At 53.0% G+C, this 23,377-nt stretch carries 21 protein-coding genes; 19 read left to right on the top strand and 2 right to left on the bottom strand.

What is annotated here, in order from left to right; translation table 11 throughout:
- Nucleotides 1–87 precede the first annotated feature (87 nt).
- From AC0YOB_RS26440 to AC0YOB_RS26465, 6 genes are all read left to right on the top strand, one after another.
- A complete protein-coding gene (locus AC0YOB_RS26440; RefSeq protein ID WP_475795296.1) occupies nucleotides 88–753 on the top strand; it encodes an MOSC domain-containing protein in 666 nt (221 codons plus the stop codon).
- 18 nt (nucleotides 754–771) lie between these two features.
- Nucleotides 772–1,794, top strand: coding sequence for a phosphotransferase (locus tag AC0YOB_RS26445; RefSeq protein ID WP_475795297.1), 1,023 nt, complete (start codon nucleotides 772–774; stop codon nucleotides 1,792–1,794).
- Nucleotides 1,795–2,077: 283 nt separating this feature from the next.
- Nucleotides 2,078–3,082 (top strand): 2-oxoacid:acceptor oxidoreductase family protein, encoded by a 1,005-nt coding sequence (locus AC0YOB_RS26450; protein ID WP_475770657.1) that lies wholly within the window; start codon nucleotides 2,078–2,080, stop codon nucleotides 3,080–3,082.
- Nucleotides 3,083–3,118: 36 nt separating this feature from the next.
- The gene (locus AC0YOB_RS26455) at nucleotides 3,119–5,425 is read left to right on the top strand and encodes a thiamine pyrophosphate-dependent enzyme (protein ID WP_475795298.1); all 2,307 of its coding nucleotides are present in this window, start codon (nucleotides 3,119–3,121) and stop codon (nucleotides 5,423–5,425) included.
- A gap of 168 nt (nucleotides 5,426–5,593) precedes the next feature.
- Nucleotides 5,594–5,887, top strand: coding sequence for a hypothetical protein (locus AC0YOB_RS26460; RefSeq protein ID WP_475795299.1), 294 nt, complete (start codon nucleotides 5,594–5,596; stop codon nucleotides 5,885–5,887).
- A gap of 14 nt (nucleotides 5,888–5,901) precedes the next feature.
- Nucleotides 5,902–6,417 carry a hypothetical protein gene (locus AC0YOB_RS26465; protein WP_475795300.1) on the top strand — a complete coding sequence of 172 codons (516 nt, stop codon included), beginning with the start codon at nucleotides 5,902–5,904 and terminating at the stop codon, nucleotides 6,415–6,417.
- Between the two features lie 130 nt (nucleotides 6,418–6,547).
- Here the strand turns inward: AC0YOB_RS26465 and AC0YOB_RS26470 are convergent, their stop codons facing one another.
- Entirely contained in the window at nucleotides 6,548–7,537 is a 990-nt protein-coding gene (locus tag AC0YOB_RS26470; RefSeq protein ID WP_475795301.1) for a YpdA family putative bacillithiol disulfide reductase, read from the bottom strand.
- Nucleotides 7,538–7,772: 235 nt separating this feature from the next.
- Here AC0YOB_RS26470 and AC0YOB_RS26475 point away from each other — a divergent pair, with 235 nt between their 5' ends.
- The 3 genes from AC0YOB_RS26475 (at nucleotide 7,773) to AC0YOB_RS26485 (ending at nucleotide 12,326) form a co-directional block, all read left to right on the top strand.
- Nucleotides 7,773–8,306, top strand: coding sequence for an ADP-heptose synthase (locus tag AC0YOB_RS26475; protein ID WP_475770545.1), 534 nt, complete (start codon nucleotides 7,773–7,775; stop codon nucleotides 8,304–8,306).
- 366 nt (nucleotides 8,307–8,672) lie between these two features.
- Nucleotides 8,673–10,424, top strand: coding sequence for an ABC transporter ATP-binding protein (locus AC0YOB_RS26480; RefSeq protein ID WP_475795302.1), 1,752 nt, complete (start codon nucleotides 8,673–8,675; stop codon nucleotides 10,422–10,424).
- 96 nt (nucleotides 10,425–10,520) lie between these two features.
- Nucleotides 10,521–12,326, top strand: a complete 1,806-nt coding sequence (locus AC0YOB_RS26485; RefSeq protein ID WP_475795303.1) for an ABC transporter ATP-binding protein — start codon at nucleotides 10,521–10,523, stop codon at nucleotides 12,324–12,326.
- A gap of 208 nt (nucleotides 12,327–12,534) precedes the next feature.
- On the opposite strand, the gene AC0YOB_RS26490 is transcribed toward AC0YOB_RS26485, so the two are convergent.
- Nucleotides 12,535–13,386 (bottom strand): helix-turn-helix transcriptional regulator, encoded by an 852-nt coding sequence (locus AC0YOB_RS26490; protein ID WP_475795304.1) that lies wholly within the window; start codon nucleotides 13,384–13,386, stop codon nucleotides 12,535–12,537.
- Between the two features lie 138 nt (nucleotides 13,387–13,524).
- Here AC0YOB_RS26490 and fabF point away from each other — a divergent pair, with 138 nt between their 5' ends.
- The 10 genes from fabF (at nucleotide 13,525) to AC0YOB_RS26540 (ending at nucleotide 23,326) form a co-directional block, all read left to right on the top strand.
- Nucleotides 13,525–14,760, top strand: coding sequence for a beta-ketoacyl-ACP synthase II (gene fabF, locus AC0YOB_RS26495; protein ID WP_475795345.1), 1,236 nt, complete (start codon nucleotides 13,525–13,527; stop codon nucleotides 14,758–14,760).
- 340 nt (nucleotides 14,761–15,100) lie between these two features.
- A complete protein-coding gene (serS, locus tag AC0YOB_RS26500) occupies nucleotides 15,101–16,384 on the top strand; it encodes a serine--tRNA ligase (RefSeq protein ID WP_475795305.1) in 1,284 nt (427 codons plus the stop codon).
- A gap of 312 nt (nucleotides 16,385–16,696) precedes the next feature.
- Complete coding sequence (locus AC0YOB_RS26505) at nucleotides 16,697–17,350, top strand: TVP38/TMEM64 family protein (protein WP_475795306.1); 654 nt, start codon at nucleotides 16,697–16,699, stop codon at nucleotides 17,348–17,350.
- A gap of 66 nt (nucleotides 17,351–17,416) precedes the next feature.
- Entirely contained in the window at nucleotides 17,417–18,382 is a 966-nt protein-coding gene (locus tag AC0YOB_RS26510) for an AAA family ATPase (protein WP_475795307.1), read from the top strand.
- 27 nt (nucleotides 18,383–18,409) lie between these two features.
- Complete coding sequence (locus AC0YOB_RS26515) at nucleotides 18,410–19,504, top strand: DUF58 domain-containing protein (RefSeq protein ID WP_475795308.1); 1,095 nt, start codon at nucleotides 18,410–18,412, stop codon at nucleotides 19,502–19,504.
- Entirely contained in the window at nucleotides 19,501–20,784 is a 1,284-nt protein-coding gene (locus AC0YOB_RS26520) for a DUF4129 domain-containing protein (RefSeq protein WP_475795309.1), read from the top strand. Before AC0YOB_RS26515 ends, AC0YOB_RS26520 begins: the two co-directional genes overlap by 4 nt.
- A 78-nt stretch (nucleotides 20,785–20,862) precedes the next feature.
- Nucleotides 20,863–21,255, top strand: a complete 393-nt coding sequence (locus AC0YOB_RS26525) for a hypothetical protein (protein WP_475787128.1) — start codon at nucleotides 20,863–20,865, stop codon at nucleotides 21,253–21,255.
- A gap of 180 nt (nucleotides 21,256–21,435) precedes the next feature.
- Nucleotides 21,436–21,819, top strand: a complete 384-nt coding sequence (locus AC0YOB_RS26530) for a GntR family transcriptional regulator (RefSeq protein WP_210040656.1) — start codon at nucleotides 21,436–21,438, stop codon at nucleotides 21,817–21,819.
- On the top strand, nucleotides 21,816–22,670 hold the full coding sequence (locus AC0YOB_RS26535; RefSeq protein ID WP_475795310.1) for an ABC transporter ATP-binding protein: 855 nt from the start codon (nucleotides 21,816–21,818) through the stop codon (nucleotides 22,668–22,670). Before AC0YOB_RS26530 ends, AC0YOB_RS26535 begins: the two co-directional genes overlap by 4 nt.
- A 2-nt stretch (nucleotides 22,671–22,672) precedes the next feature.
- On the top strand, nucleotides 22,673–23,326 hold the full coding sequence (locus AC0YOB_RS26540; RefSeq protein ID WP_475795311.1) for an ABC-2 transporter permease: 654 nt from the start codon (nucleotides 22,673–22,675) through the stop codon (nucleotides 23,324–23,326).
- The last annotated feature ends 51 nt before the right edge of the window (nucleotides 23,327–23,377 follow it).

Here is a 23,377-nt window from a genome sequence, read left to right on the forward strand (position 1 = left end):
TTAATGCCATGAATCAAACGGGATTGCCTTCCGGTTCTCCTTCATCTTATAATTTTGTATACAAAGTTAGATAGATGGAGGGATACCATGTCTGTGATAGGCCAGCTTTTGTCGCTTAACATTGCACTGCCGGTTGCTGTGCTGCACGGATCGAGGGAAGTCGAGACCGGGATTTTCAAGAAGCCTTCAGGCAGTCCTCTTTATCTCGCCAAAACCGGACTGGACGGAGACGGCCAGGCGGACCTCATCAATCATGGGGGTGAGGATAAGGCGGTCTGCGTCTATTCCAGCGTGCATTATCCCTATTGGGCTTCGGAATGGGGCAAAGATGCCGAGGCAGGGGCATTTGGCGAAAACTTCACGGTGTCCCGGATAACGGAGCAGTCGATATGCATTGGCGATGTTGTCCGCGTAGGGGAGGCGGCCGTTCAGGTCAGCCAGCCGCGCCAGCCCTGCTTCAAGCTTGGGATCAAGCATGGGCTGCCGAAGCTGCCGCTTCAGGTGCAGCAGACAGGCTATTCCGGCTTTTACTTTCGCGTGCTGCAGGAGGGTATTGTTGCCGCAGGCGACGAGCTGGTCTTGACAAGCCGCCATCCCGCCGGGGTCACCGTTGCGGAAGCGAACCGGATCATGTATTTAGACAAGAAGGATGCAGCCGGAATGAGAAGGCTGCTGGCGCTGGAGGAATTGTCAGGCAGCTGGCGGGAAACGATTGGCAGCAGGCTGGCAGTACTCGAAGCTGCTCAGGATTGAACGGAGGATTCACGGTAAATGGGTAAGGAGCACGAAGCTGCAATTGCGGAACTTCTTGATCAATATAAATTTCCGGCGCCCTGGCGTGCCGTTCTGGAAGAAAGCGGAATGAATAACACAACCCGCATGGTATATGCGGGAGCGCACAAATATGTCATGCGGATCTATGATAATCACCGCGATCCCGATATTGTGCGGCTGGAGCATCATGTGCTTCATGAGCTGCAATCGGCAGAGCTGCCGTATCTTGTGCCGCGGCCGGTGCCGAATGAGCGTCTTGAGACCGTGACCATGACAGAGGACGGCAAGCTGGGAGCCCTTTATCATTATATTGAGGGCGAGCGTCCCACTGTTCATAACAACCACCATGTGGAAGAGCTTGGGCGTGCAGCCGGATTGCTCATTCTGGCTCTCAGGCAATCGGCAATCGCGGAGAGGCCGCTGTATAAACCGTATTACGAATTTGAAGAAACCCACGGTGCGCTGACGGATGAAAATATAATTGTCCTGGCGGAGCGCTCGCCTGTTCTGAGAGGCTTTGCCGGAGAACTGGAAACGCTGGCCGGGCTCAGACGGCGCTTGAGGGAGATGAGGCCTTTGTTCTCCGGGCTGCCGCAGCAGTGGATTCACGGCGATATCGGCTTTACAAATGCATTGGCCCGTAATGAATCGATTACGGGACTGCTTGACTTTGAATTTTGCACAAAAGATGCTGCCGCAATGGAGCTGGCCGTTGTGCTGGCTGATTTTCCGGATGACTCGGAAGACCTGGCAATGGAGAGAATGCGGCTGTTTTGCCGCGGCTTCGGCTCGGCCGTGCGGTTATCCGAGCTGGAGCTTGAAGCTCTGCCAGAGCTGATCAAGCTGAGAATGATGGATGTGTATCTTCATTTTGCCGGGCGTTATGCCGAAGGTCTTGATTCTCCCGAGATTTGGGAGCGGCAAATAGCCCGTGCCGCTTTTGTTTGCGAGTGGATCGACCGCCGCCAAGACAAGCTTGACCGCTTGTTCGCGGAGTGTCTTCAGCAGCAGGTTCGATAAAATTTTCACCAAGCAGCCTGGTTTCTTATTCGCGAAGGGCATCTTTTGCGAATGAACAACCTGGCTGCTGCCATATAGATAGATATGGCCCATATTCTGCCCTGCCGTTCTGCTGCGCCGTAAGTCCACGCACCCTGGAGAATGCGTACACAAAGCTTGGAAGACCGAATCCATTTAATGTGACTATTTTGTGAAAAGACACTATTCGTCCATAACCTCTAGTGATATACTGATTATTGGGAATTTATAATATTTTCAGATAATTAGGAGGGAAGTGAGAGAATTGACAATTCTGCCTAAGCAAAACGATCTCGGTTTCTTCGAAATTCGGCTTGAATCAATTGGTGGATTGGGCGCAAACCTGGCAGGAAAGATGCTGGCGGAAGCGGGTGTTGTTGGAAGCGGTTTCAATGGGGTCAGTTTTTCTTCTTACGGCTCTGAGAAAAAAGGTTCTCCGGTCAAGGCGCATATTCGATTTTGCGATCTGAGCACGAACATCAGGGACACAACACCCGTAGAACGACCTCATATTGTGGGCATTTTTCATGAGAATTTGTCCAAAACTGTCAATGTTGTCAGCGGCGTCTATGAAGACAGTGTAGTACTTGTCAACTCAAACAAGACACCGGAGGAGCTCAAGGAAAAATTGAAGCTGCTCGGGGGAACGATTGCAGTTGTCGATGCGACGGGGATTTCGCTCGAAGAGAATAATCGGGTAAATATGGGAATGCTTGGCGGATTGTTCCGTCTCTGCGACTTTCTTGATTTCGAACATATGAAGGGCATCATCCGCAAGTCGCTGGAGAAGAAATACCCGCAGGCAGTGGAACCTGCGCTCCGCACCTTCCAGAGAGGGTACGACGAGGTGCAATTCCATACCTTCGCGCTGCCGGAAGGAACAGCCATGCCGGAGCCGACCCGCTGGGACATTCCGGCGCTTGGTTATTTGACGCAGCCGCTCGGGGGAATGATCACCAATCCCGGCAACAGCGTGCTGAAGGACTTAAGCATCTCCCGTGAGGGCATGATGCCGCATTTTGATGAAGAAAAATGCATTCATTGCGCTGCCTGCGACACGGCTTGTCCGGACTTTTGCTTCGTCTGGGATGAGCTGCCGGACAAGAAAGGGCGTCCGCAAATGTTCCTGCAGGGCATTGACTATCAATACTGCAAGGGCTGTCTGAAATGTGTTGTGGCTTGTCCAACGGAAGCGCTTGCTTCCGCAAGGGAGACGGATGGTTACGGGGAGCAGAACCGGGTGCCGCACCGCTTCAATTGGGCGAATTGAATGGTTCACGCTTAAGCGCAAGAAAGGAGAGAAACAATGGCTATTGAAATCAATAAAGAGGTCAGCCAGGGAACTGTCGAGCAGCGTATGGTTTACGAGTCCGGCAACGAAATGGCGGCATATGCCGCACATCAGATCAATTATCATGTGATGGGCTATTTCCCGATTTCGCCTTCGACGGAGGTTGCGCAATTTCTCGACTTGATGAAAGCGAACGGACAGCATGATATCAAGCTTATTCCCGCGGACGGCGAGCACGGCTCCGCCGGCATCTGTTACGGCGCGTCGGCTGCCGGAGGCCGCGTGTTCAACGCGACAAGCTCCAACGGTTATCTGTATATGCTCGAGCAGATGCCGGTTCAATCCGGAACCCGGTTCCCGATGGTCATGAATCTCGTCTGCCGGTCGGTTTCCGGTCCGCTTGATATCCATGGCGACCATTCGGATTTGTATTTTGCCCTCAATACGGGCTGGCCGATCCTGATGTGCCGCGACCCGCAGGCGGTCTACGATATGAATATCATGGCGCTGAAGCTCGCCGAGGACTCGCAGGTGCGCCTGCCCGTGCTCGTCGCGTCCGACGGTTATTTCACGTCGCATCAGAAGCGCCGCGTCCAAACCTTCACCCACCGCGCCGATGTTCATGCTTTCGTAGGTGAGAAGCCGCCTGAGGGCTACAATCAGGTGCTCGACCGCAACAATCCCATTACAGTCGGTCCATACATGAATGAACCGGATTATATCAATAACTGCTATCAGCAGTCTGTGGCGATGTACAACGCGGCTGATGTATTCGACAGAATCAGGCAGGAATATGCGGTACTTACCGGACGCGACTACCCGATTCTCGACCAGTACCGGATGGAGGACGCGGAGGTAGCGGTATTCCTGATGAATTCCGCATCGGAAATTATCAAGGATGTGGTCGATCAGCTGCGTGCCCAGGGGATCAAAGCGGGATCGGTTGCCCCCAATATGATCCGCCCGTTTCCGGCGAAGCAAATCGCCGAAGCGCTGCGCGGCGTAAAAGCCGTAACCATCGGCGACCGGGCCGATTCCTACGGTGCTCATGGCGGTAATATGACGAACGAAATCAAAGCGGCGTTATTCACGCATCATGTGACCGATACGCTCGTCATCAGCCGTATATACGGTCTTGGCGGGAAGGATTTTTATGCGGAAGACGGCCACCATATGTTCAAGCTTGCTATCGATGCGGCGGCAGCCAAGGAAGTGGCTGTTCCTTTCGATTATTACGGGCATACGCCCGGGGATCCGAACAATGCGCCGAAACGGGTGCTGGAGCCACTGAAATATGAGGATCTCAAGACCGGACTGATAACCGTTGACCGCGATGAAGCGACAGGCAAGCTGAAGGTCAAGGTTCCGCCGGTCCGCCAGCTGACGAAGAAGCCGAAGCGGCTTGCTCCCGGCCACGGCGCATGTCCGGGCTGCGGAATCTTCTCCGGGCTTGAGCTGTTCTTCAAAGGGATAGAGGGCGATATCGTAGCGCTTTACCAAACCGGCTGTGCGATGGTAGTAACGACAGGCTTCCCGTATTCATCGCATAAAGCCACGTATATCCACAATCTGTTCCAGAACGGAGCGGCTACGCTTTCCGGCGTGGTCGAGATGTTCTGGGAGCGCAAACGCAGAGGCGAGCTGGACAGCTACGGACTGCAGGATGATTTTACTTTCGTTATGATTACCGGCGATGGTGGCATGGACATTGGAATGGGGCCGGCAATCGGCAGCGCGCTGCGCAATCACAAGATGATTATTCTGGAATACGACAATGAGGGCTACATGAATACGGGCGCTCAGCTGTCGTATTCAACGCCGCTGGGTCACCGCACGTCCACGTCCAACGTAGGCAAGCATCAGGGCGGCAAGCTGTTCCACCATAAGGATACGGCGCAAATTATGGCTGCAACGAACATCCCTTATGTGTTCACCGGCTCGGAATCCGTTCCTCAGGATCTGCTGAGAAAAGCGGCCAAAGCGCAGTATTATGCCCAGAATGTCGGCCTTGTCTACGGCAAGATTCTTATTACTTGTCCGCTCAACTGGCTGTCGGAGGAGAAAATCGGGCAGACGCTGATCGATGAAGCGGTGAATTCCTGCTTCTTCCCGCTGTACGATATCGAGGAAGGCATTACGACAATCACCTATAATCCCGAGGACAAGGGGAAACGGATTCCGCTTGGCGACTGGCTCAAAAACATGGGCAAGACGAAGCATTTGACGAGACCGGAGTATGCCGATGCCCTCAAATCGTTCGAGGACGAGGTCGAGCGGCGCTGGATGCGGCTGAAAGCCAAACACGAAAATGCGTATCTATAAGGATTAATCCCATGAATTAATTTGCGGGGATTTGCGGTTCGGCAAGCAGGGCGCAGCCAGAAGAAGCTGCTTGCGTCCTGTTTGTTGTGTTTCCAGCGTAGAAGAAAACAGCAGTGTCCGGCTATGCCGCACAGGTTCTGACAGGTCAGGGGAGAGGGGGAGCAAGCAATGCCAATCGTGCTTCGGCACCGGCATACGGGGGAGATCGCCTGCGGCAAGCTGCGCAACGTGTACCACTTTGATTACTACGGCGCGCTGTGGTGGGAGAATGAAGAGACTGCGGAGGAGCAGATGCAGCAGGGCCTCCAGGATGCCGGGTATGAGGATGTGCGGGACTGGGACCGGCTTGAAATCAAGGAGGAGCGGTTGAAGATTTTCAACGTCAAGCTGAACAATGACGGTCAGCGCAGGCTGATATTGGATCGTGACGGGTTGATATTTGTTCTCAAGGATAAAGATTAGAAAGGAGGATGCGCATGGCCTTGAATGCGGCGGACCATGTCCATTTTCAGCAGTTGATAGGGCTAAACAGCTTTAGGGACGCGGCCCGGCTGGGCGAGCATTTGGCTGGCGGAGGATTCACTGCGGTCAGACGTTTTCTGGATGATTTCCGTGCCTATTTGCGGGAATTTCGAGATGAAGATGGCGAACGCGCCGCGGAGCTGCTTCAATATGCCAAGGCCGCCCTTCCGGAGCCGGGCCGCATGAGCCCTTCCTGGGTGTACATCTGGAAAGAGTTCGAGGGCATCATCCGGACCAAAAGGCAGGTGCTGGCTTCAATCGGCAAAGCCAGACGCGAAGGGGAATGGCAGGTGCTGCTGGATAATCCGTATTCCAACCAGAATATAGCCGTATACCCCGCCTTGACCTTTATGGAAGCCGTCTATATGTTTGCCTATTTCCGGACCGACCTGTTGAACAATGAATATTTGCGCCTGCAAAAAATCGATACCCTCATCACCTTTGCCGGATCGGATCGCGAGGAAATGTAAGTGAAGTCGAGCCGGGACCATCGGGATCGTACATGGGTTTATTTGAAGCTGAAAAAGCTCACCGTTACTTGGAGACACTCTCCTTGCAACGTGAGCTTTTTTATCGATCAAGCGGCAGTGCGGAGGAACTTCAGCTTTGTCCAAGCTCCATCAGATGAGCGGCGATTTTGCGGCCGTGGAAGCGGCCGGTTTCGATGAATATTTCATTGGCCTCCCGGCGCGATGCGACAACTCCGGCCAGGTAAACTCCGGGGATATTGGTCTCCATGGTGCTGTCGTTAAAGGTGGGATAACCTTCAGGCTCAATGGTGACGCCAATGGAGCTCAGAAAGGCCCTGTCGGGATGAAAGCCGGTCATCGCCAGCACGAAGTCATTGGGCAGATACTCCAGCGGAGTTTCTGGAGGCCCTTCTATGGTGACCGTACGCTGTCCGACCTCAATGATGCGGGAGGAGAAGCGCATGCCAATCCGTTCCTTGTTGACAAGGCTCTCAAAGGAGGGTCTGACCCATGGCTTGATGCTGGGCGAATATGAAGCTCCGCGGTATACGACGGTCACCTGTGCTCCGACTCTTTCTAGCTCCAGCGCAGCGTCTATGGCAGAGTTGCTGCCCCCGATAATGGCGACCCGCATGCCGGTATAGGGATGGGACTCGTGGAAGAAATGACTGACCTTATCCATTTCCTCACCGGGAATGCCCAGACGATTGGGATGATCAAAGTAGCCGGTGGCTACAATAACGGTGCCGGCCCGGTAAACAATCGTTTCACCATAGCGGTCCATCGTATGAAGCTCGAAGCCTCCACTCTCCAGCGCAGCAACGGCTTTCACCGTTTCATAAGCATGGATCCGCACCTGCCGGCGCAAAGAGACATTGCGGTAATAATTGAGCGCCTCCAGACGTGAAGGCTTCTCATTGGCTGTCGTAAAGGGGATATCGGCGATTTCCAGCAGCTCCGGCGAGCTGAAGAAATGCATGTTTATCGGATATTGCGTAATGGAGTGGACGACATTTCTTTTCTCGATAATAAGCGGCGCAAGCCCGATCGACTGCAGCTCTATGGCAGCGGCGAGACCGCATGGGCCTGCGCCGATAATAATCACTTGTTCTTCATTCATAAAAGTCGGTTGAGCCTCCCTGTGAATCGCAAAACACGAACAATCGGTGCCTTTTTGCGAATGATAGCATCATTTTAGCACAGGTTGAGGCTGGATACAGCCTCCGGGAGGGGGATGTTCACGATTACTTCGTATTCCGGGGTACGAACAGGCAATTAGCTCTGTGTACAGGCGGCCGAATGTTGTATAATAAGCTGAATTAGTTACCGAAGACAAGTGCAGAAGAGGTGATAGAATGCGACGGCGCTTTGTAATAGAAGCCGTAATGGTTGCCACATACGGGCAGCTGCTTGTACCCAGCAAGCCGGTCGATTTTGTCCTGCCTTATTCGACCATCATGGAGCTCTACGAAATGAAAGAAGGGACCGACCCGGTGATGGACGATCCCCAGGACGACGCTCATGTCAAAGAGAAAATAGGCGAGCTGATCCAGTTTTTCGAGGACCCCTTCAACCGCAAAAAAATCGAGCGTTCCCTGCAGATGCCCTGGCGTGAGAGCTCTCCGCTTCTTCTAAATGATATGATTCAGTTTACGGTCGTATATGCAGTGGATAATGCGCACTACGGAGAGATGTTTGACCCTATCGAGACGGAGCTGCTGCTTACTTCACTCAAGCTCAATGTGCCGCTGTTATCCGATCAGTTCGAATTCCAGGACCGGCTGATCGAAGCCGAGGTGCCTGTTCAAATGTATGATATCGAGGATTACGAGTTTGCGGTGGAAGAGGGAATCTCAGCGGAAGACTGGGAAACGCACCGGGATATATAAAATTTATTTTGCAATAGCCTCTTGCGCAGCAGCTGGAAGAGATGATAAGATTTGGTTGTTCCATTAATAGGTAAACGACGAAAGGAGGGTGATGGCTATGAAATTCCTAATGTTTAACCAGCAGCTTAACTGGATAGGAAACTCGATCCATCGGCCCTCCTTTTTGCATGCCCTGTCACACGCAGCCTGAGCTTGCAGCTCCTGCGTAACAATTGACTGGCGCTTACAAAGAGACTTTGAGCCACTATGGCTTGAAGTCTCTTTTTTATCGCCCGGAACATGACAGGGGATGTGAGATCGTCATTGGATTGATGAATTTATTATGGTCTGGGGCGGGTAACTGCTAGCGCCCGGGGAGAGGGACAAATGAAAATATGGCTTAGATTGACGAAGTATTTGCGGCCCAGTACCAAATGGATTGTATTGTCAATTTCGCTCATGATTTTAGCTACCTTTATCGATCTTGTGGCGCCTTGGCTGCTCAGGGAAATTTTCGATAAGGGCATCGACAAACGAAATGTGAATCTGATCCTGATGCTGACTCTGGCCCTTGCCGGAATCCAGGTGGTCAAGAGCGTGGGCAGCTTTGTACAGGGCCGCTCTCAGGAGCTTGTCGGGCAAAACGTGGTGTTTATGCTCAGGAAGGAGCTGTACACGCATCTGCAAAAATTATCGTTCAGCTATTACGACAAAGCCCAGACGGGACAGATTATGTCGCGAATGACCGGAGACATCGAAGCGGTCAAGAATTTCATTGGCTTCGGCTCCATGATGATGTTCGGCGGACTGCTCACGTTCATCGGAACGATTATTTTCATGATGGCGATGCAGTGGCAGGTTACGCTGATCAGTATGGCGGCCATTCCGCTGCTGGTGCTCTCCCTGCTGCGGTTCAACAAGAAAGTCGGTCCGGCCTGGGGACAAATCCGCGAGCAGATGGGACGGCTTACCACGACTCTGCAGGAAAATATCTCCGGAATCCGGGTAGTGAAGGCCTTCGCCCGCGAGAATACGGAGAAAAACAAATTCGAATCGCGGAACGATCAGAATTTCGAGACGAATATGGAACGTGCAAAGCTGGAGGCCAAAGCGTTTCCGCTCATGGGCTTTTACGGCGGGGTGACATTCCTGCTTATGATTGTCGTCGGCGCGCTCTATATGGCCAACGATAAAATGACCCTTGGCACCTTTATGGCTTTTCAATGGTACACCTGGGGGATCATCTGGCCGCTTAATATGCTGGGCTGGCAGATCAACGTGATGCAGCAGGCGATAAAAGCGGCGCCGCGTGTTTTTGAAGTGCTGGATACCCCTGCCGAAATCGACACGAACAAGGGCGGCGGAGCGGATACGCAAGGGATAACGGGTAATGTGACATTCGAAGCGGTATCCTTCCATTTTGCCGATCAGGACGCACAGAAGGAAGCTGGCGTGCTAAACGATATATCGCTCAGCGTCAATCAGGGAGAGGTGGTTGCGGTGCTTGGAGCCACGGGCTCCGGTAAAAGCAGCCTGATCGCGCTTATGTCGCGCTTCTACGATGTGAGCGGAGGAAGACTTCTGATCGACGGTATCGATGTCCGGGATTATGAGCTTGACGGGCTGCGCCGCAAAATCGGCATTGTGCCGCAGGAGACCTTCCTGTTCTCGGCCTCGATCCGAGACAATATCGCTTACGGTCTGCCCGAAGCAACCGGCGAACAGATTGAATGGGCGGCGCGCAAAGCGCAGATTCATGAGTTTATCGAATCGATGCCGTTCGGGTATGACACTCTGATCGGGGAACGCGGCGTAGGACTCTCCGGCGGTCAGCGCCAGCGGGTCGCACTCGCCCGGGCAATCCTCATGGACCCTCCGATCCTGGTGCTGGATGAAGCGACAGCCAGTGTCGATACCGCAACGGAGTCGGCAATCCATGAGGCGCTGCTCGAAGTGATGAAGGGACGCACCACCTTTATTATTGCCCAGCGGCTGTCTTCGGTGAAGCGGGCCGACCGCATCATCGTGCTGGATAAGGGGCGGATTGTGGAGCAGGGCACCCATAAGGAATTGTATGAACGGGGCGGGTTTTTCCGCGGGTTGTTCGAAATGCAGGAAGTGGCTTCCGTTAGCTCATAATTCTGAAGGCGGGCTTAACGCTGCAGCATTTACACGGCTATTTATATTTTATGATATTAATAATTAATGCCATTATTTATTGTTTGGGGTGAGCGCATGAGTCAGGTGGAATGGGATTCGGACGAGCTGGAGGAAAAGCCCTTTAATCGTCAGTACATGAAGCGGTTAATCAAATATTTGCTGCCCTACAAAAGAATTTTGAGCGTTGTTGTCCTGATCGTGCTGGTTAATATGGCACTCAGCTTGGCAGAGCCGCTTCTGCTTGGATATCTGATCGATGAAGGAATTCTGAAGAAGGACTTCACGATTATTTATTGGATCGGAGGGGTCCTGCTGGGAATCCGGTTGCTGGGCTGGCTGTTCGGGTATTTGGATACGCGCATGATTAACTTTACGGGGCAGCGCATACTGTTCGATTTGCGCCAGCAGCTGTTTAATCATCTGCAGACGCTCTCCTTCCGTTTCTTCGACGGCCGGCCGGCAGGCAAGATCATGTCCCGGATTACCAATGACACGAATGCCATTGGCGAGCTGATTAACGGCGGTCTAATCACGATGGTAATGGAGTTTACGCATTTGATCGGCATCGTCGCCATCCTGCTGTGGATGGACTGGAAGCTGGCTTTGCTTTCTTTTATCACAATGCCGCTATTGTATCTGATTATCGTCGTTCTGCAGCCGAAAATCGAAGGCTCCTGGTCGCGCTCGCGCAAGACGATGTCGGCCATAAACGGCAATCTCAACGAGACCATTCAAGGGATCCGCGTCATCCAGGCTTTCTCCAGGCAGAAGGAGAACAACCGCCGTTTCGACAAGCTCAACAGCAACAACAAGCAGGCCTTCATGCGTGCGATAACGCTGGAATCCACCGTATGGCCGTCTGTTGAGATGATCGGCATGATCGGTACCTGCATCGTCATCTGGTTTGGCGCCAGAGAGGTGATGAACGATGCGCTGACGCTCGGGTTTCTGATGGCTTTCATCAATTACTTGTGGCGCTTCTGGGGGCCTCTCAGCGCATTGTCCAAGGTATACAGCCAGGTGCTCTCCGCGATGGCATCGGCTGAGCGGATCTTCGAGATATTGGATACGGACCCCGAGGTAGCGGATCGGACGAACGCGAAGCCGATGAAACCGATCCGCGGCGAGGTCGTTTTCGAGAATGTGGGGTTCCGCTATGGGGACGACAAGCCTCAGGTGCTTCGCGATGTCAATTTGCGGATTAAACCGGGCCAGCGGGTTGCGCTGGTTGGTCCTACAGGCGCTGGGAAAAGTACAATTGTGAATCTGCTGATGCGGTTTTACGATACGACAGAGGGCCGGATTCTCATCGATGGCGAGGATGTGAAGGGCGTTACGCTGGATTCATTGCGCAGACAGATGGGCATTGTGCTGCAGGATTCATTTATTTTCTCCGGTACGATTGAGGAAAATTTGCGCTACGGCAATGAGGACGCTTCCGATGAAGCGCTGCGCAGAGCCGCGGAAAATGTGCGCATTGACCGTTTCGTCTCGCAGTTCGCGGATGGCTATCAAACGCAGGTCGAGGAGCGGGGCTCCAAGCTGTCGGTCGGCCAGCGCCAGCTGCTGGCATTCGGCCGCGTCCTGCTGTCCGACCCGCGTATTCTCATCCTGGATGAAGCGACCTCCAGCGTCGATACAGAAACCGAGCAGCACATTCAGGCTGCCCTGCAGACCGTGCTGGAAGGAAGAACCGCCTTCATTATCGCTCACCGGCTGTCGACGATCCGGGATGCCGATCTCATTCTGGTCGTGCAGAATGGAACCATATCGGAGCAGGGCACGCACGAGGAATTGATTGCGGCCGGCGGTTTATACCGCAAGCTCTATACCACCCAGTTCGATATGCAGCAGTCGCTGGCGGTGCAGACAGGTGCGTAGGAGCATCCGGCATGTTACGGTATAAACGCCCCCGGCGCATATTCTGATGGAGACATTCATCGGAAGAGCGGCGGGGGCTTTTTGTATACAGCAGCTGCAACGTTCGTTTGAATGGAGATCATGCTTCCTGCCGCTGGTGCGGATCATTGTCATTATTTGCGATGCAGCCATGTACCCAAGGAGATTCAATGAATTATCCTATTCCGGGTCAGGTCATTGACGGCTTGGCTTCCATCAGCCGCTGCAGCTTCAGCTCCGTATTCGACTCGGGAACAGGAGTATAAATGCTGCAGCGCAAATCGGAGCTTCCGTGCACCTGCAGGGAGGTCAGATGAAACAGCATTTTTCCCGCCTTGGCATGCCTGAATTCAATCAGTACCTCAGGCGCTGAGCTCACCTGGCTTTGCGCCCATAAACGTTCGAAGTCAGGATGCAGCTCTTTCATCCCGGCAAGAAACCGCTCGTACCACTCATCCTCGACATACTGGCCGTAATAGGCCCGAAAGATGGCCAGAAAGCCGCTGACAAAATGCTCCCAGTTGACGGCAAGCCTCCGGAATTCCTTTCTCGCAAATAAAAGCTGAATCATATTCCGCTTATCGAACGGAATTTTCTCAAAATCCAGAAAAACATGCGAAGCCGCTTCATTCCAGCCAACAATCTGGCAGCGTCTGTCGGAAATAATGGAGGGGCAGCTGCGCAGCTCCTGCAAAATCCGGGTCAAGGAAGGGCTGATCTCCGGCCGTTCTTCTTTCATCACGCTGAAGCTTGGACTTGCGTCCAGGGCCAGAGCGTACAAATATTTTTGCTCATCGACGGTGAGCTGCAGAGCGGCTGCCACACAATCCAGAACGGAAGCAGATACGGTAATGTCACGCCCCTGCTCCAGCCAGGTATACCAGGTAGGGCTGACGCCTGCGAGCTGGGCGACCTCCTCCCGCCTGAGGCCTGGCGTTCTCCGGCGTGTTCCGACGGGAAGCCCGACAGACTGGGGAAGAATTTTGGCTCGCTGCGTTTTTAGGAAAGCCGATAAGGCTTCAAGTCTTGCTTGCCGGTTCATGGCAGCCTCCATTTTAAATATCAGTTTATACTGGTAGTGATTATACTATAATAAAGAGCAACTTGTAATAGGATAAAGTTTGTGACAATATACAAGCTAGCAGGAAGTCAATGCCAGAAAGAGGTGTCCGAAATGGAAATGGAACAAGTAGTCATAACCGGAATGGGATTAATATCGCCGCTCGGAAACGATGTCAACACCTTTTGGGGACGGATGAAGCAGGGGCAATCGGGCATTACGCTTATCGATACATTCGATGTGAGCAGACATAAATCCAAAATCGCCGGACTGGTCCGTGATTTTGATGCGGATGGCAGGTTCGGGCGCAAAGAGGCGCGCCGTATGGACCGCTTTTGCCAATTTGCGTTAGCGGCGGCGGAGCAGGCTGTTGAGGATGCCGGCATCAAGCTGGATGCGGTCGATCTGGAGCGGATGGGCGTCTATGTCGGCTCAGGCATTGGCGGAATCCAGACGCTGCTTGATCAGGATCATGTCCTTCAGGGCCGCGGACCCGAACGGGTCAGCCCAACCTTGGTGCCGATGATGATTGCCAATATGGCAGCGGCGATGATCAGCATCAAATTTGGCGCAGTCGGTCCGACGCTTTGCCCCGTTACGGCATGCTCGGTGGGAAATACGGCAATAGGCGAGGCAGCGCGTCTCATCCGTACAGGAGGAGCCGATATCGTCATAGCCGGTGGAGCGGAAGCGGCAATAACCGATATTTCGCTCGCGAGCTTCGGCAATGCTACAGCCGTATCGACGCGCAATGATGAGCCGGTCCGGGCAAGCAGACCCTTCGACTCGGGCCGTGACGGCTTCGTTATGGCGGAGGGTGCAGGGATCGTGATCATGGAATCGCTCTCCCATGCCCTCCGCAGAGAGGCGCGTATCTATGCGGAGGTCATCGGTTATGGCGCAAGCTCCGACGCTTACCACATGGTAGCTACGCATCCCGAGGGGCTGGGTGCTTACCGGGCCATGAGAATAGCGCTGCAGGATGCGGGCATCGCTCCGGGCGAGGTGGATGTAATCAGCGCTCATGCGACGAGCACAGAGCTTGGGGACCTTTCGGAGACGAAGGCCATTAAGAAGTTATTCGGAGAGGACGCTTACCGTATACCGGTTACGGCGAATAAATCGATGGTGGGCCATATGCTGGGGGCAGCAGGCGGAGTCGAGGCGATAGCCTTGATCAAGAGCCTGCAGGAGAATATTATCCCGCCTACGATTAACCTCGAGCAGCAGGATCCGGAATGCGATCTGGACTATGTTTCACAAACGGCACGCGAGGCAAACCTGACGATCGGATTGTCCAACTCCTTCGGATTCGGCGGACATAATGCGGTTATTGCTCTGAAAAAATACGAGTAAGCTTCGCAACCACAAGGTGTGCAGCTGTGGAATACGCGGAAAAACAAGCGCGCTGTTGCAATTGCATTGACTGCTTTGTTATAATGGCAAACAATAACCGTATACGTAGATCAGGCCAATGAAGAGAATCCAACTCGGAGGCGCTGCGAACGGAATCTGTGCGGCATTGTTGCTGCAAGCGTCCTAAAGTAGTCCGGAGACCGCACCGTTACCTGCGGATCAAGAGAGTCGTGTGCATCAGGCGCCGGCTAATTTGGGTGGCACCGCGAGCGCGCTCCTCGTCCCATATGTGGGATGGAGGGGCGCGTTTATTTATATTTTGCGAGAGGATGTGCTGCCCATGTTGGACATTCGCACGATCCGGGAACAGGCCCGGAAGGTGCAGGAGACGGCGAAGCTGAAAGGGATCAAGCTGGATGTTGGGAAATTGCTGGAAGCAGATGAAGCAAGAAGAAAGCTGATAACGGAGATGGAGGGGCTCCGCGCAGAGCGGAACGCCCGCTCCAAGGAGGTGCCGAGGCTGCTGAAGGATAACCGGATAGCGGACGCTGAAGCTCAGAAGATTGCCGTCGCAGCGCTGCTTCAGCGGCTGAAGGAAGGAGAGGCGCAGCTGCGGATCATCGATGCCGAATACGAACGGCTTATGCTGGATGTGCCTAATTTTGTATCACCGGAAACGCCTGTCGGCCTTAGCGATCAAGATAATGTGGAAGTGCGCCGGACAGGCGAGATACCGGTGTTTCCTTTTACGCCATTGAGTCATGTCGAGCTTGGCCATCTGCATCAAATGATCGATTCGGAGCGTGGGGTGAAGGTCGGCGGCGCGCGTCAGGTGGTGCTCAAAAACGCCGGGCTGCTGCTTCATCGGGCCGTTCAGCAACTGGCGCTTGATCTCTTGCAGGAAGAGGGGTTTGAGCTGTTCGACGTCCCTGTGATGGTGAAAGAGGATACCTTGGTCTCGTCGGGATTTTTCCCCGGAAACCGGGATCAGACCTACAGCATCGATGGAGAGGACAAATGGCTGGCGGGAACGGGGGAGGTGCCGCTTATTTCGCTGTTCAGCGGGGAAGTGCTTGACCTTGCCGTACCAAGGCTGCTTGCGGCCTGCAGCCCCTGCTTCCGCAAGGAAGTGGGATCGGCCGGGCGCGATGTGCATGGTCTATATCGCGTGCATCAATTTGCCAAGGTGGAGCAGGTGGTCATCTGCCGCGCCGAGCTTGAACTCGCCGAGCAGATGCTGCGTCTCATCACGTCGCATGCGGAGAAGCTGCTCCGGCTGCTTGCCCTTCCCTACCGCGTGGTCGCCGTCTGCACCGGGGACCTGTCGCAGAAAAACTACAAGCAATTTGACATCGAGACCTGGATGCCCAGCCGGAACGGCTATGGCGAGACGCATTCTGCATCGCTGCTGCTTGATTTTCAGGCCAGACGCTCGCGCATCCGGTACCGGGATGAACAGGGCAATCCGCAGTTTGCCTACACGCTCAACAATACGATGGTGGCCAGCCCGAGAATATTGATTCCACTCCTTGAAAATCATCAGCAGGAGGACGGTACCATAGTCATCCCTGAAGCGCTTCGACCCTATATGAAGGGAACTGACAAGCTGTTGATCACCGGTTAAAGCCTATGGATGAAGAGGGCGCAGACACCCATTTGGGCGAAGCCCCTCTTCTTTAATTTGATTGAGAGTGCAAGTAATTCTGGCATGCCTCTTTCAGTTAGATTATGGGAAGAATTAGGCTCCGCCGTTATTCACGATACTCTTTGCATCTTATTCCCGGAAGGACTTTAGTCCGATCGGCATGAACGAAGGAGCGGGAATGTGTTATAGTGAAGAAAGTACTTGCGGATACGGAGCTGCGGAATCAGTCAGATTTATGAACATGGGTTTCATGGTTCTGAGCATGTTTTTTTTAAAGGGGGCGATCGGTTTATGGGAGAGTATATTTCGGATGGAATTGACTGGTTGCTTGAGGTCACGTCACTGGATGGCTATGGTATCCTGCTCGTTACGTTACCGCTGGCTGTCATTCAGGGGCTGCTTGGTTTTTTTCCTTTTACAACGCTTATTTTGCTTTATATTTCCGCGCTTGGATTGGAAGCGGGGCTGGTCATGAGCTGGCTGACAGGAACATTTGCATCCGTTGTGATTTTTTATTTGTTCCGTTATTTCGTTTCCGGATGGGTGGACCGCAAGCTGTCGAAGCGGATACAGCGTTATGAGAAGTGGCAGAATTCCTTTCAGCGTTATGGAATCTGGGCGATTATTTTTTTGCGGACGCTGCCGATCATGCCTAATAACCTGATATCGTTTATGTCCTCTGTTTCAAGAATAGGCTCTGTTTCTTATATTTGGTCTTCGCTATTAGGGAATTTATCCCATATATGGCTGTTTGGTATAATCAGCTCTACGATATTGATGCCCGGCACGGATATCAAATGGCTGACCATTACGTATATCATTTTCTGCCTGGTCCTGTTGATCCTGTTTGCGCTTGTTCAATACAGAACCAAACGGAAAGAGAGCCATACATTGGTCAATTCCGGAGGCAGTCCCATCCAGGGAGAGAAAAATTTGCCTCTGTAAGGATCTGTAATGTGGCATAATAGCAGCATACCACCTTTGTAAAAGAAGAGAGGAGCACCTTCGACTATGAGTATTGAAGCCATCCACCAACTAGCAGACCGTATCCGCGCCAACGTCAGCCAGGTTATTATCGGCAAAGAAGAGATTATTGACAAAATGCTGATCGCCATCATTGCATCCGGACATGTCCTTCTCGAGGACGTGCCCGGCACCGGTAAAACGCTGCTCGCGAAAGCGCTTGCCAAATCCATTGACTGCTCGTTCAAACGGATCCAGTTCACGCCGGATTTACTGCCCTCCGATTTGAGCGGGATCCATTTCTATAATCAGAAGCTTTCCGAGTTTGAATTCAGGCCAGGCCCCTTGTTCACCAATATCGTGCTGGCTGATGAAATCAACCGGGCAACGCCGCGGACGCAGTCGAGCCTGCTGGAATGTATGGAAGAGCGCCAGGTGAGCATTGACGGGACGACCCATGTGCTGGAGCGTCCTTTTCTCGTCATCGCCACACAAAATCCAATCGAGCAGCAGGGGACATTTCCGCTGCCCGAGGCTCAGCTGGACCGTTTTCTGTTCAAGGTCAAAATGGGATATCCGTCCTCGGAGGAAGGGATCGATATCATGAAACGGTTCATGTCGGGCAATCCGCTTGAGCTGTTGAAACCGATTGCAAGCACGGCCGATATTCAGGAAGCACAAAATGCCTATACGTCTGTTCGGGTAAGCGAGGACATGCTCCGCTATATGATGGCCATTGTCGAAGCAACCAGAACACATGCGGATTCGGCGCTTGGCGTCAGTCCGCGGGGCAGTCAGGCGCTGCTGAGGGCCAGTCAGGTTTATGCGGCATTGAAAGGCAGAGATTATGTGATGCCCGATGATGTGAAGGCAATGGCTATTCCGGTGCTTGCTCACCGGATCGCACTTCGGAGCGCGCAGCGGCTTCGTCCCGAAGCAGCGGAGAAGCTGGTCGAATCGCTCCTGCAGACGGTTGCGGTCCCGTCGGATACGCCGCTTATGACACGGGCATAGGTCGGTCCACAGTGGGAGGTGCAAGCGATGGGTATACATTGGTTTATTTTAAGCGCTGCTGCAGTTATTCTGATACAGGGCTGGATCTTCCGCCGGTTTGGGATGAAACGGCTGGGCTATGCGAGGGAATTTAGTGTAAAAAGCTGCTTTGAAGGTGACAAAATCGAGATGATTGAGCGTCTGGAGAACCGCAAATGGCTCCCCGTCCCGTGGATGCGGGTGGAATCGATTCTACATACGGGGTTGAAGTTTGAAAATATTTTTAATTTTGATGTAAGCAATGGACAATTCTATCAGAACCACAAGAGCTTGTTCAGCTTGATGGGGAATAAGCAGCTGACCCGCCGCCATCCTGTGCAGTGCGTGCAGAGAGGCTGCTACCGGCTGACAAGCGCATCCATCACCTTCGGGGATCTGTTCGGATTATTCAGGTCGTGGAAGTCCGTAACGCTGCAGGAGGAGCTGATCGTCTATCCCATGCCGGCGGACCGCTCGCTGATCCAGCTGCCCTCGCGCAGCTGGCAGGGCGATATTTCGGTACGCCGCTGGATTGTCGAGGATCCGTTCTATGTGACAGGCGTCCGCGATTACCAGGCCGGCGATTCGCTGAAGTCCATTAACTGGAATGCAACTGCACGGTCAAGCAAGATGCAGGTCCACAGAAGGGATTTCACCGCCGATTACAGGCTTATGGTGCTGCTCAATGTGGAAGACCATGCGGATATGTGGGAGATCGTGAATAATACGGCGCTTATCGAGCAGGGAATCAGGCTGGCAGCCGCGCTTGTCCAATACGCCACCGAGCAGGGACTTGAGACGGGTTTTGCCACTAACGGCCATGATATCGACATACCCGGGCTGCCCGTGATAACGGAGATGAGCAGCGGCAGCGAGCATCTGCTGTATATGCTTGAGCGGATGGCGAAGCTTGCTATTGCCAGTGTTACGCCCTTCTATCTGCTTATCGACAAGCTTGAGGAGCAAATGGACGAGCGGTGCGATGTGGTGATCGTGTCGTCTTTCATGAGCGACAAGATCGAGCTTGCGGTCGAGCGGCTTCGCAGCCGCGGGCATGGTGTCGAGTGGCTGCCGCTCGCATTACAGGCAGGTGATGCAGCGTGACGGGGAACATTCGCGACAGCTCCAGAGTGCTGCTGCAGGGCGCGGTGGAGCTTCTGCTTTTCCTGCCGGTGGCTTTTCTCATTCAGGCCTTCCTGCTGGGCAATGAAGCGGGCTGGCTATGGCTTATTCTGGCTTTGCTCGGTTATCCGGCAGGACTTCTCATTAATCGTCTCTTTACCTTCAAGCATCCTTTCATGATCACGTTGGTCGGCATTGTGATTGGCTGCGCCTGCAGCGCGCTCTTGTTTGGTGTCACAAAGACAGGGGCGGTCAGCGCGGTCGTCTTGTCGGCCAGTCTTTCAAGGGGCGGGCTGATGGCAGTCTCCATGCGGCTCTTCAGGCTGCAGGCCCGTCATTATATCATCGGGATCTTTGTTTATTTTTTTGTCTCGTTGTTTTTTGGCCGGGCGGAGGCGTTCCAGCCTTATAAAATCCCGCTGATCGTCTTCGGTCTTGCTGTCTTGATGCTGACGCTGTTTGCTTCCAACAGCAGCTATGTCAATGACGAGTCATTATCCGGAAGCGATCGTCCATCCGTTGAGCCGACGGTACGCAAACAAAACCGTATGCTTGTTGGCATCATAGCGGCCATCGCAGTGCTGATTGTATTTACGTATCAGATCCAGGCGGCACTTACCGCGTTGTGGAATGCTTTCAGGAATTGGCTTCAGCAGCTGTTTGCCGGAGGCGGGACAGAGAATGCACCTCCGCCACAGGCGGAGCCTCCAGCCGCGCCGCCGGCACTGCCGCAGGGTGACGCGAAAACTCTGCCTCCCTGGGTTGATTATATAATGTACGGCATTGTTGCGCTGGTCGGACTCTTTGTCTTGTATCTGCTTCTGCGTAAGCTCCGTCATTTGCCGGAATGGTTGAAGAAGCTTCGGGAGCAGATGCTGAAGCTCTTCGGCCGGGAAAAGATTAATATGGCGCAAGGCTACGTCGATGAGGTGGCAAGTATTCCCAAGACAGGCCGCCTTGGCGGACTTTTCCGCAGCAAATCGAAGGAACCGCGCATTCGCTACAGGGATCTTCAGGATAATGAGTCCCGGCTGCGCTATTTGTACCGGCAAAGGCTTGGAAGGCAGGTAAAGGCCGGCTATTCCTTCAAGCCCTTCCTGACGCCGCTGGAAACGGACAATGAACTGCAGGAGCAGCGGGCAGGCAAGACACCTTCCGAACCTTTGGCGCAGCCATACAGCGAAGTCCGTTACGGCGGCAAAAAGATTACGGATCAGGAGCTGCAGCGTATCCTGGAGCGTGAGGATAAAGGCGGCCGGTAAGCTGACCTCATACATAAATATCCATAGGGCGGGACACCTTAAATGTGGACGTTAAGACCAACAGGAGGGTTCGCATCTATGGATAATCAAGGTCAGCAAGGCCAACAGGGAATGTACAACCAGCAGGGTCAACCAGGGCAGCTGAACAATAGTCAGCAGCTTAGCTATCAGCAGTTTCAGGAGCAGGTTCAGCGTCAGCAGGAGCAGGAGAGAATCCTGGCCCAGCAGGCACTCCGCAACGTAGGATTGGACGGGCGCTCGCAACAGGTCAATCAGGTTGTGCTCGAGCTGCAAAGCATTGGCCGTGAGCTGCAGCTTGCCGAGAATCAGCTGCAAATGCAAATGGACGCCCAAAAGCGCCAAATCCAAAATATTCACCAGCAGCTGCAGCAGGCTGAGCAGCTGGTGCAGCGCACGATGTCCAATCTAAATGCTTCTTCCCAACAATCAGGAACGCAGCAATTTCAATAGAAAATATTAAGACGAAGCTTTAAGGACAGAAAACCCTTTATGCATATGTTGCGGAGCGACTCGAAAGAGCATTCCGCAGCATGTTGTATAGAGGGTTTTTTTTTGCGGAATTATTGACAAGAGCAGCAGTTAATATATACTGTTTATATACGATATATACAGAAGATGCGAGGTGAATACATGAACCTCTCCGTATCCTTAACGTCCGGAGATCCCATATACCTGCAAATCAAGGAGCAAATCAAGAAACAAATAATAACCGGACTATTGAAGGAGGGAGAGCTGCTGCCGTCCATCCGCAGTCTTGCCCAAACGCTGAAGATCAGCGTCATCACCACAAAACGCGCCTATGACGAGCTTGAGCAGGAGGGTCTGGTCACATCCGTATCGGGCAAGGGCACCTTTGTATCGGAGAAGAATAAGCAGTCCATCAGGGAAGTGAAATACCGGCAGCTGGAGGAGAAAGTAAAAGCAGTGATTGCGGAAGGCCGGAGCCTGGGCTTGAAACAAGCGGAAATCCTGCAATTATTCGAAATTTTTTATGGGGAGGAGAGTGAAGCATGACGGCGGTCGAATTCAGGCAGTTCTCCAAAAGAAACGGGGATTTTGGCATAAGCGAATTAAGCTTTCATGTGGAGACCGGTTATATTACGGGACTTATTGGACCTAACGGGGCGGGGAAGACCACTCTGATCCGCTCGATGATGAACCTTGTCCGTCCGGATCAAGGCGAGGTAAGGATGTTTGGTTTAATGTACAAGGAGCATGAAAGGGAAATAAAACGCAAAATCGGTTTTGTGTATGAGGAGGACTTTTTCTATAATCACTTGAAGGTACATGAAATGAAGAAAATCGCGGCGGCCTTTTACCCGACCTGGAACGATGCCCTTTTCCACCGCTATATGCAGCAGTTCGGCGTTCCCGAGGGCAAAAAAGTGCGCGAGCTGTCCAAGGGAATGCGGACCAAATTCGCCCTGGCGGTTGCCTTGTCCCATGAACCGGAGCTGCTCATTATGGATGAGCCCACTTCAGGCCTGGATCCGGTTTTTCGCAGAGAGGTGCTCGGTCTGTTGAGTGAGTATATCGGGGACGGCAAACGCTCGGTACTGTTCTCGACCCATATCAGCTCGGATCTGGAACGGATTGCCGACTATATTGTTTACGTTCAGGGAGGGAAGCTGCAGTTCAGCGGCGCGAAAGAGGATTTGCTCGATTCCTATGTGCTGGTCAAAGGGCCGCTTGAGCTGCTGCAGTCTGAGAAGCTGGACGTTATCGGTTTACAGAAAAACGCTCTAGGTTTTGAAGGCTTATTGGCCAAGGGACGTTATTCTACCGATTTCATGCTCCAAAATCACTGTATGGCAGAGCAGCCTTCTCTGGATGATATTATGGTTTATACGCGGGAGGTGCGGTAGTCATGGTGCAGCTTCTTGTAAAGGATCTGAGAATCCAGAAGCCGTTTTTGCTCCTTGGTTTTATTTTTATCGGCATATTCTTTTTTGCTCTAGGGGCTTTTGAAGGGCTGCCGCTGTCTGTGCCTGCAGCTATCTTCAGCCATTTTCTGATCGTGGTGTCCAGCAAAATGGACGAGCGGAATCATAACGGAAGAATGCTGGCTTCATTCCCTCTGCGGAGATTTGACATTGTGACTTCCAAGTATGCGGGCGTATTCATGTTTATGGCTTTTGCTTTCCTGCTGACCTGCTTCTGGCGGATAACCGCTTCGCTCCTGCTGCCGGAAGGGGAATTGCCCTGGTTCAGCCTGCAGTCCACGATTTTGACCATTGCCGCGCTTTTGATCTTTTATTCAATCTATTTTCCGCTTTTCTTTGCTTTTGGCTCACGCATCGTGCAGACGCTTGATCTGATTGTCCTATTCACAGCAGGCGGGCTTGTGCTCATTACACTGCGGGTGCTGGAGTGGTCCGGAATCAACCTGGGATCCCGGATATCCGGACTGCTCACCGGTGACACACTGGCATCCGTGATCTGGCTTGCCGCCGGATGCATGGCCGTGCTGCTGCTCTCCTGGCTGGTATCCCTGTTTATTTATGACCGCAGAAATATTTGACGGTAAATTTAAGAAGGCTCCTGTAAAAGTGCTAATCACAATATCTGTGGA

Source organism: Paenibacillus sp. JT31N17 (genome assembly GCF_056269255.1).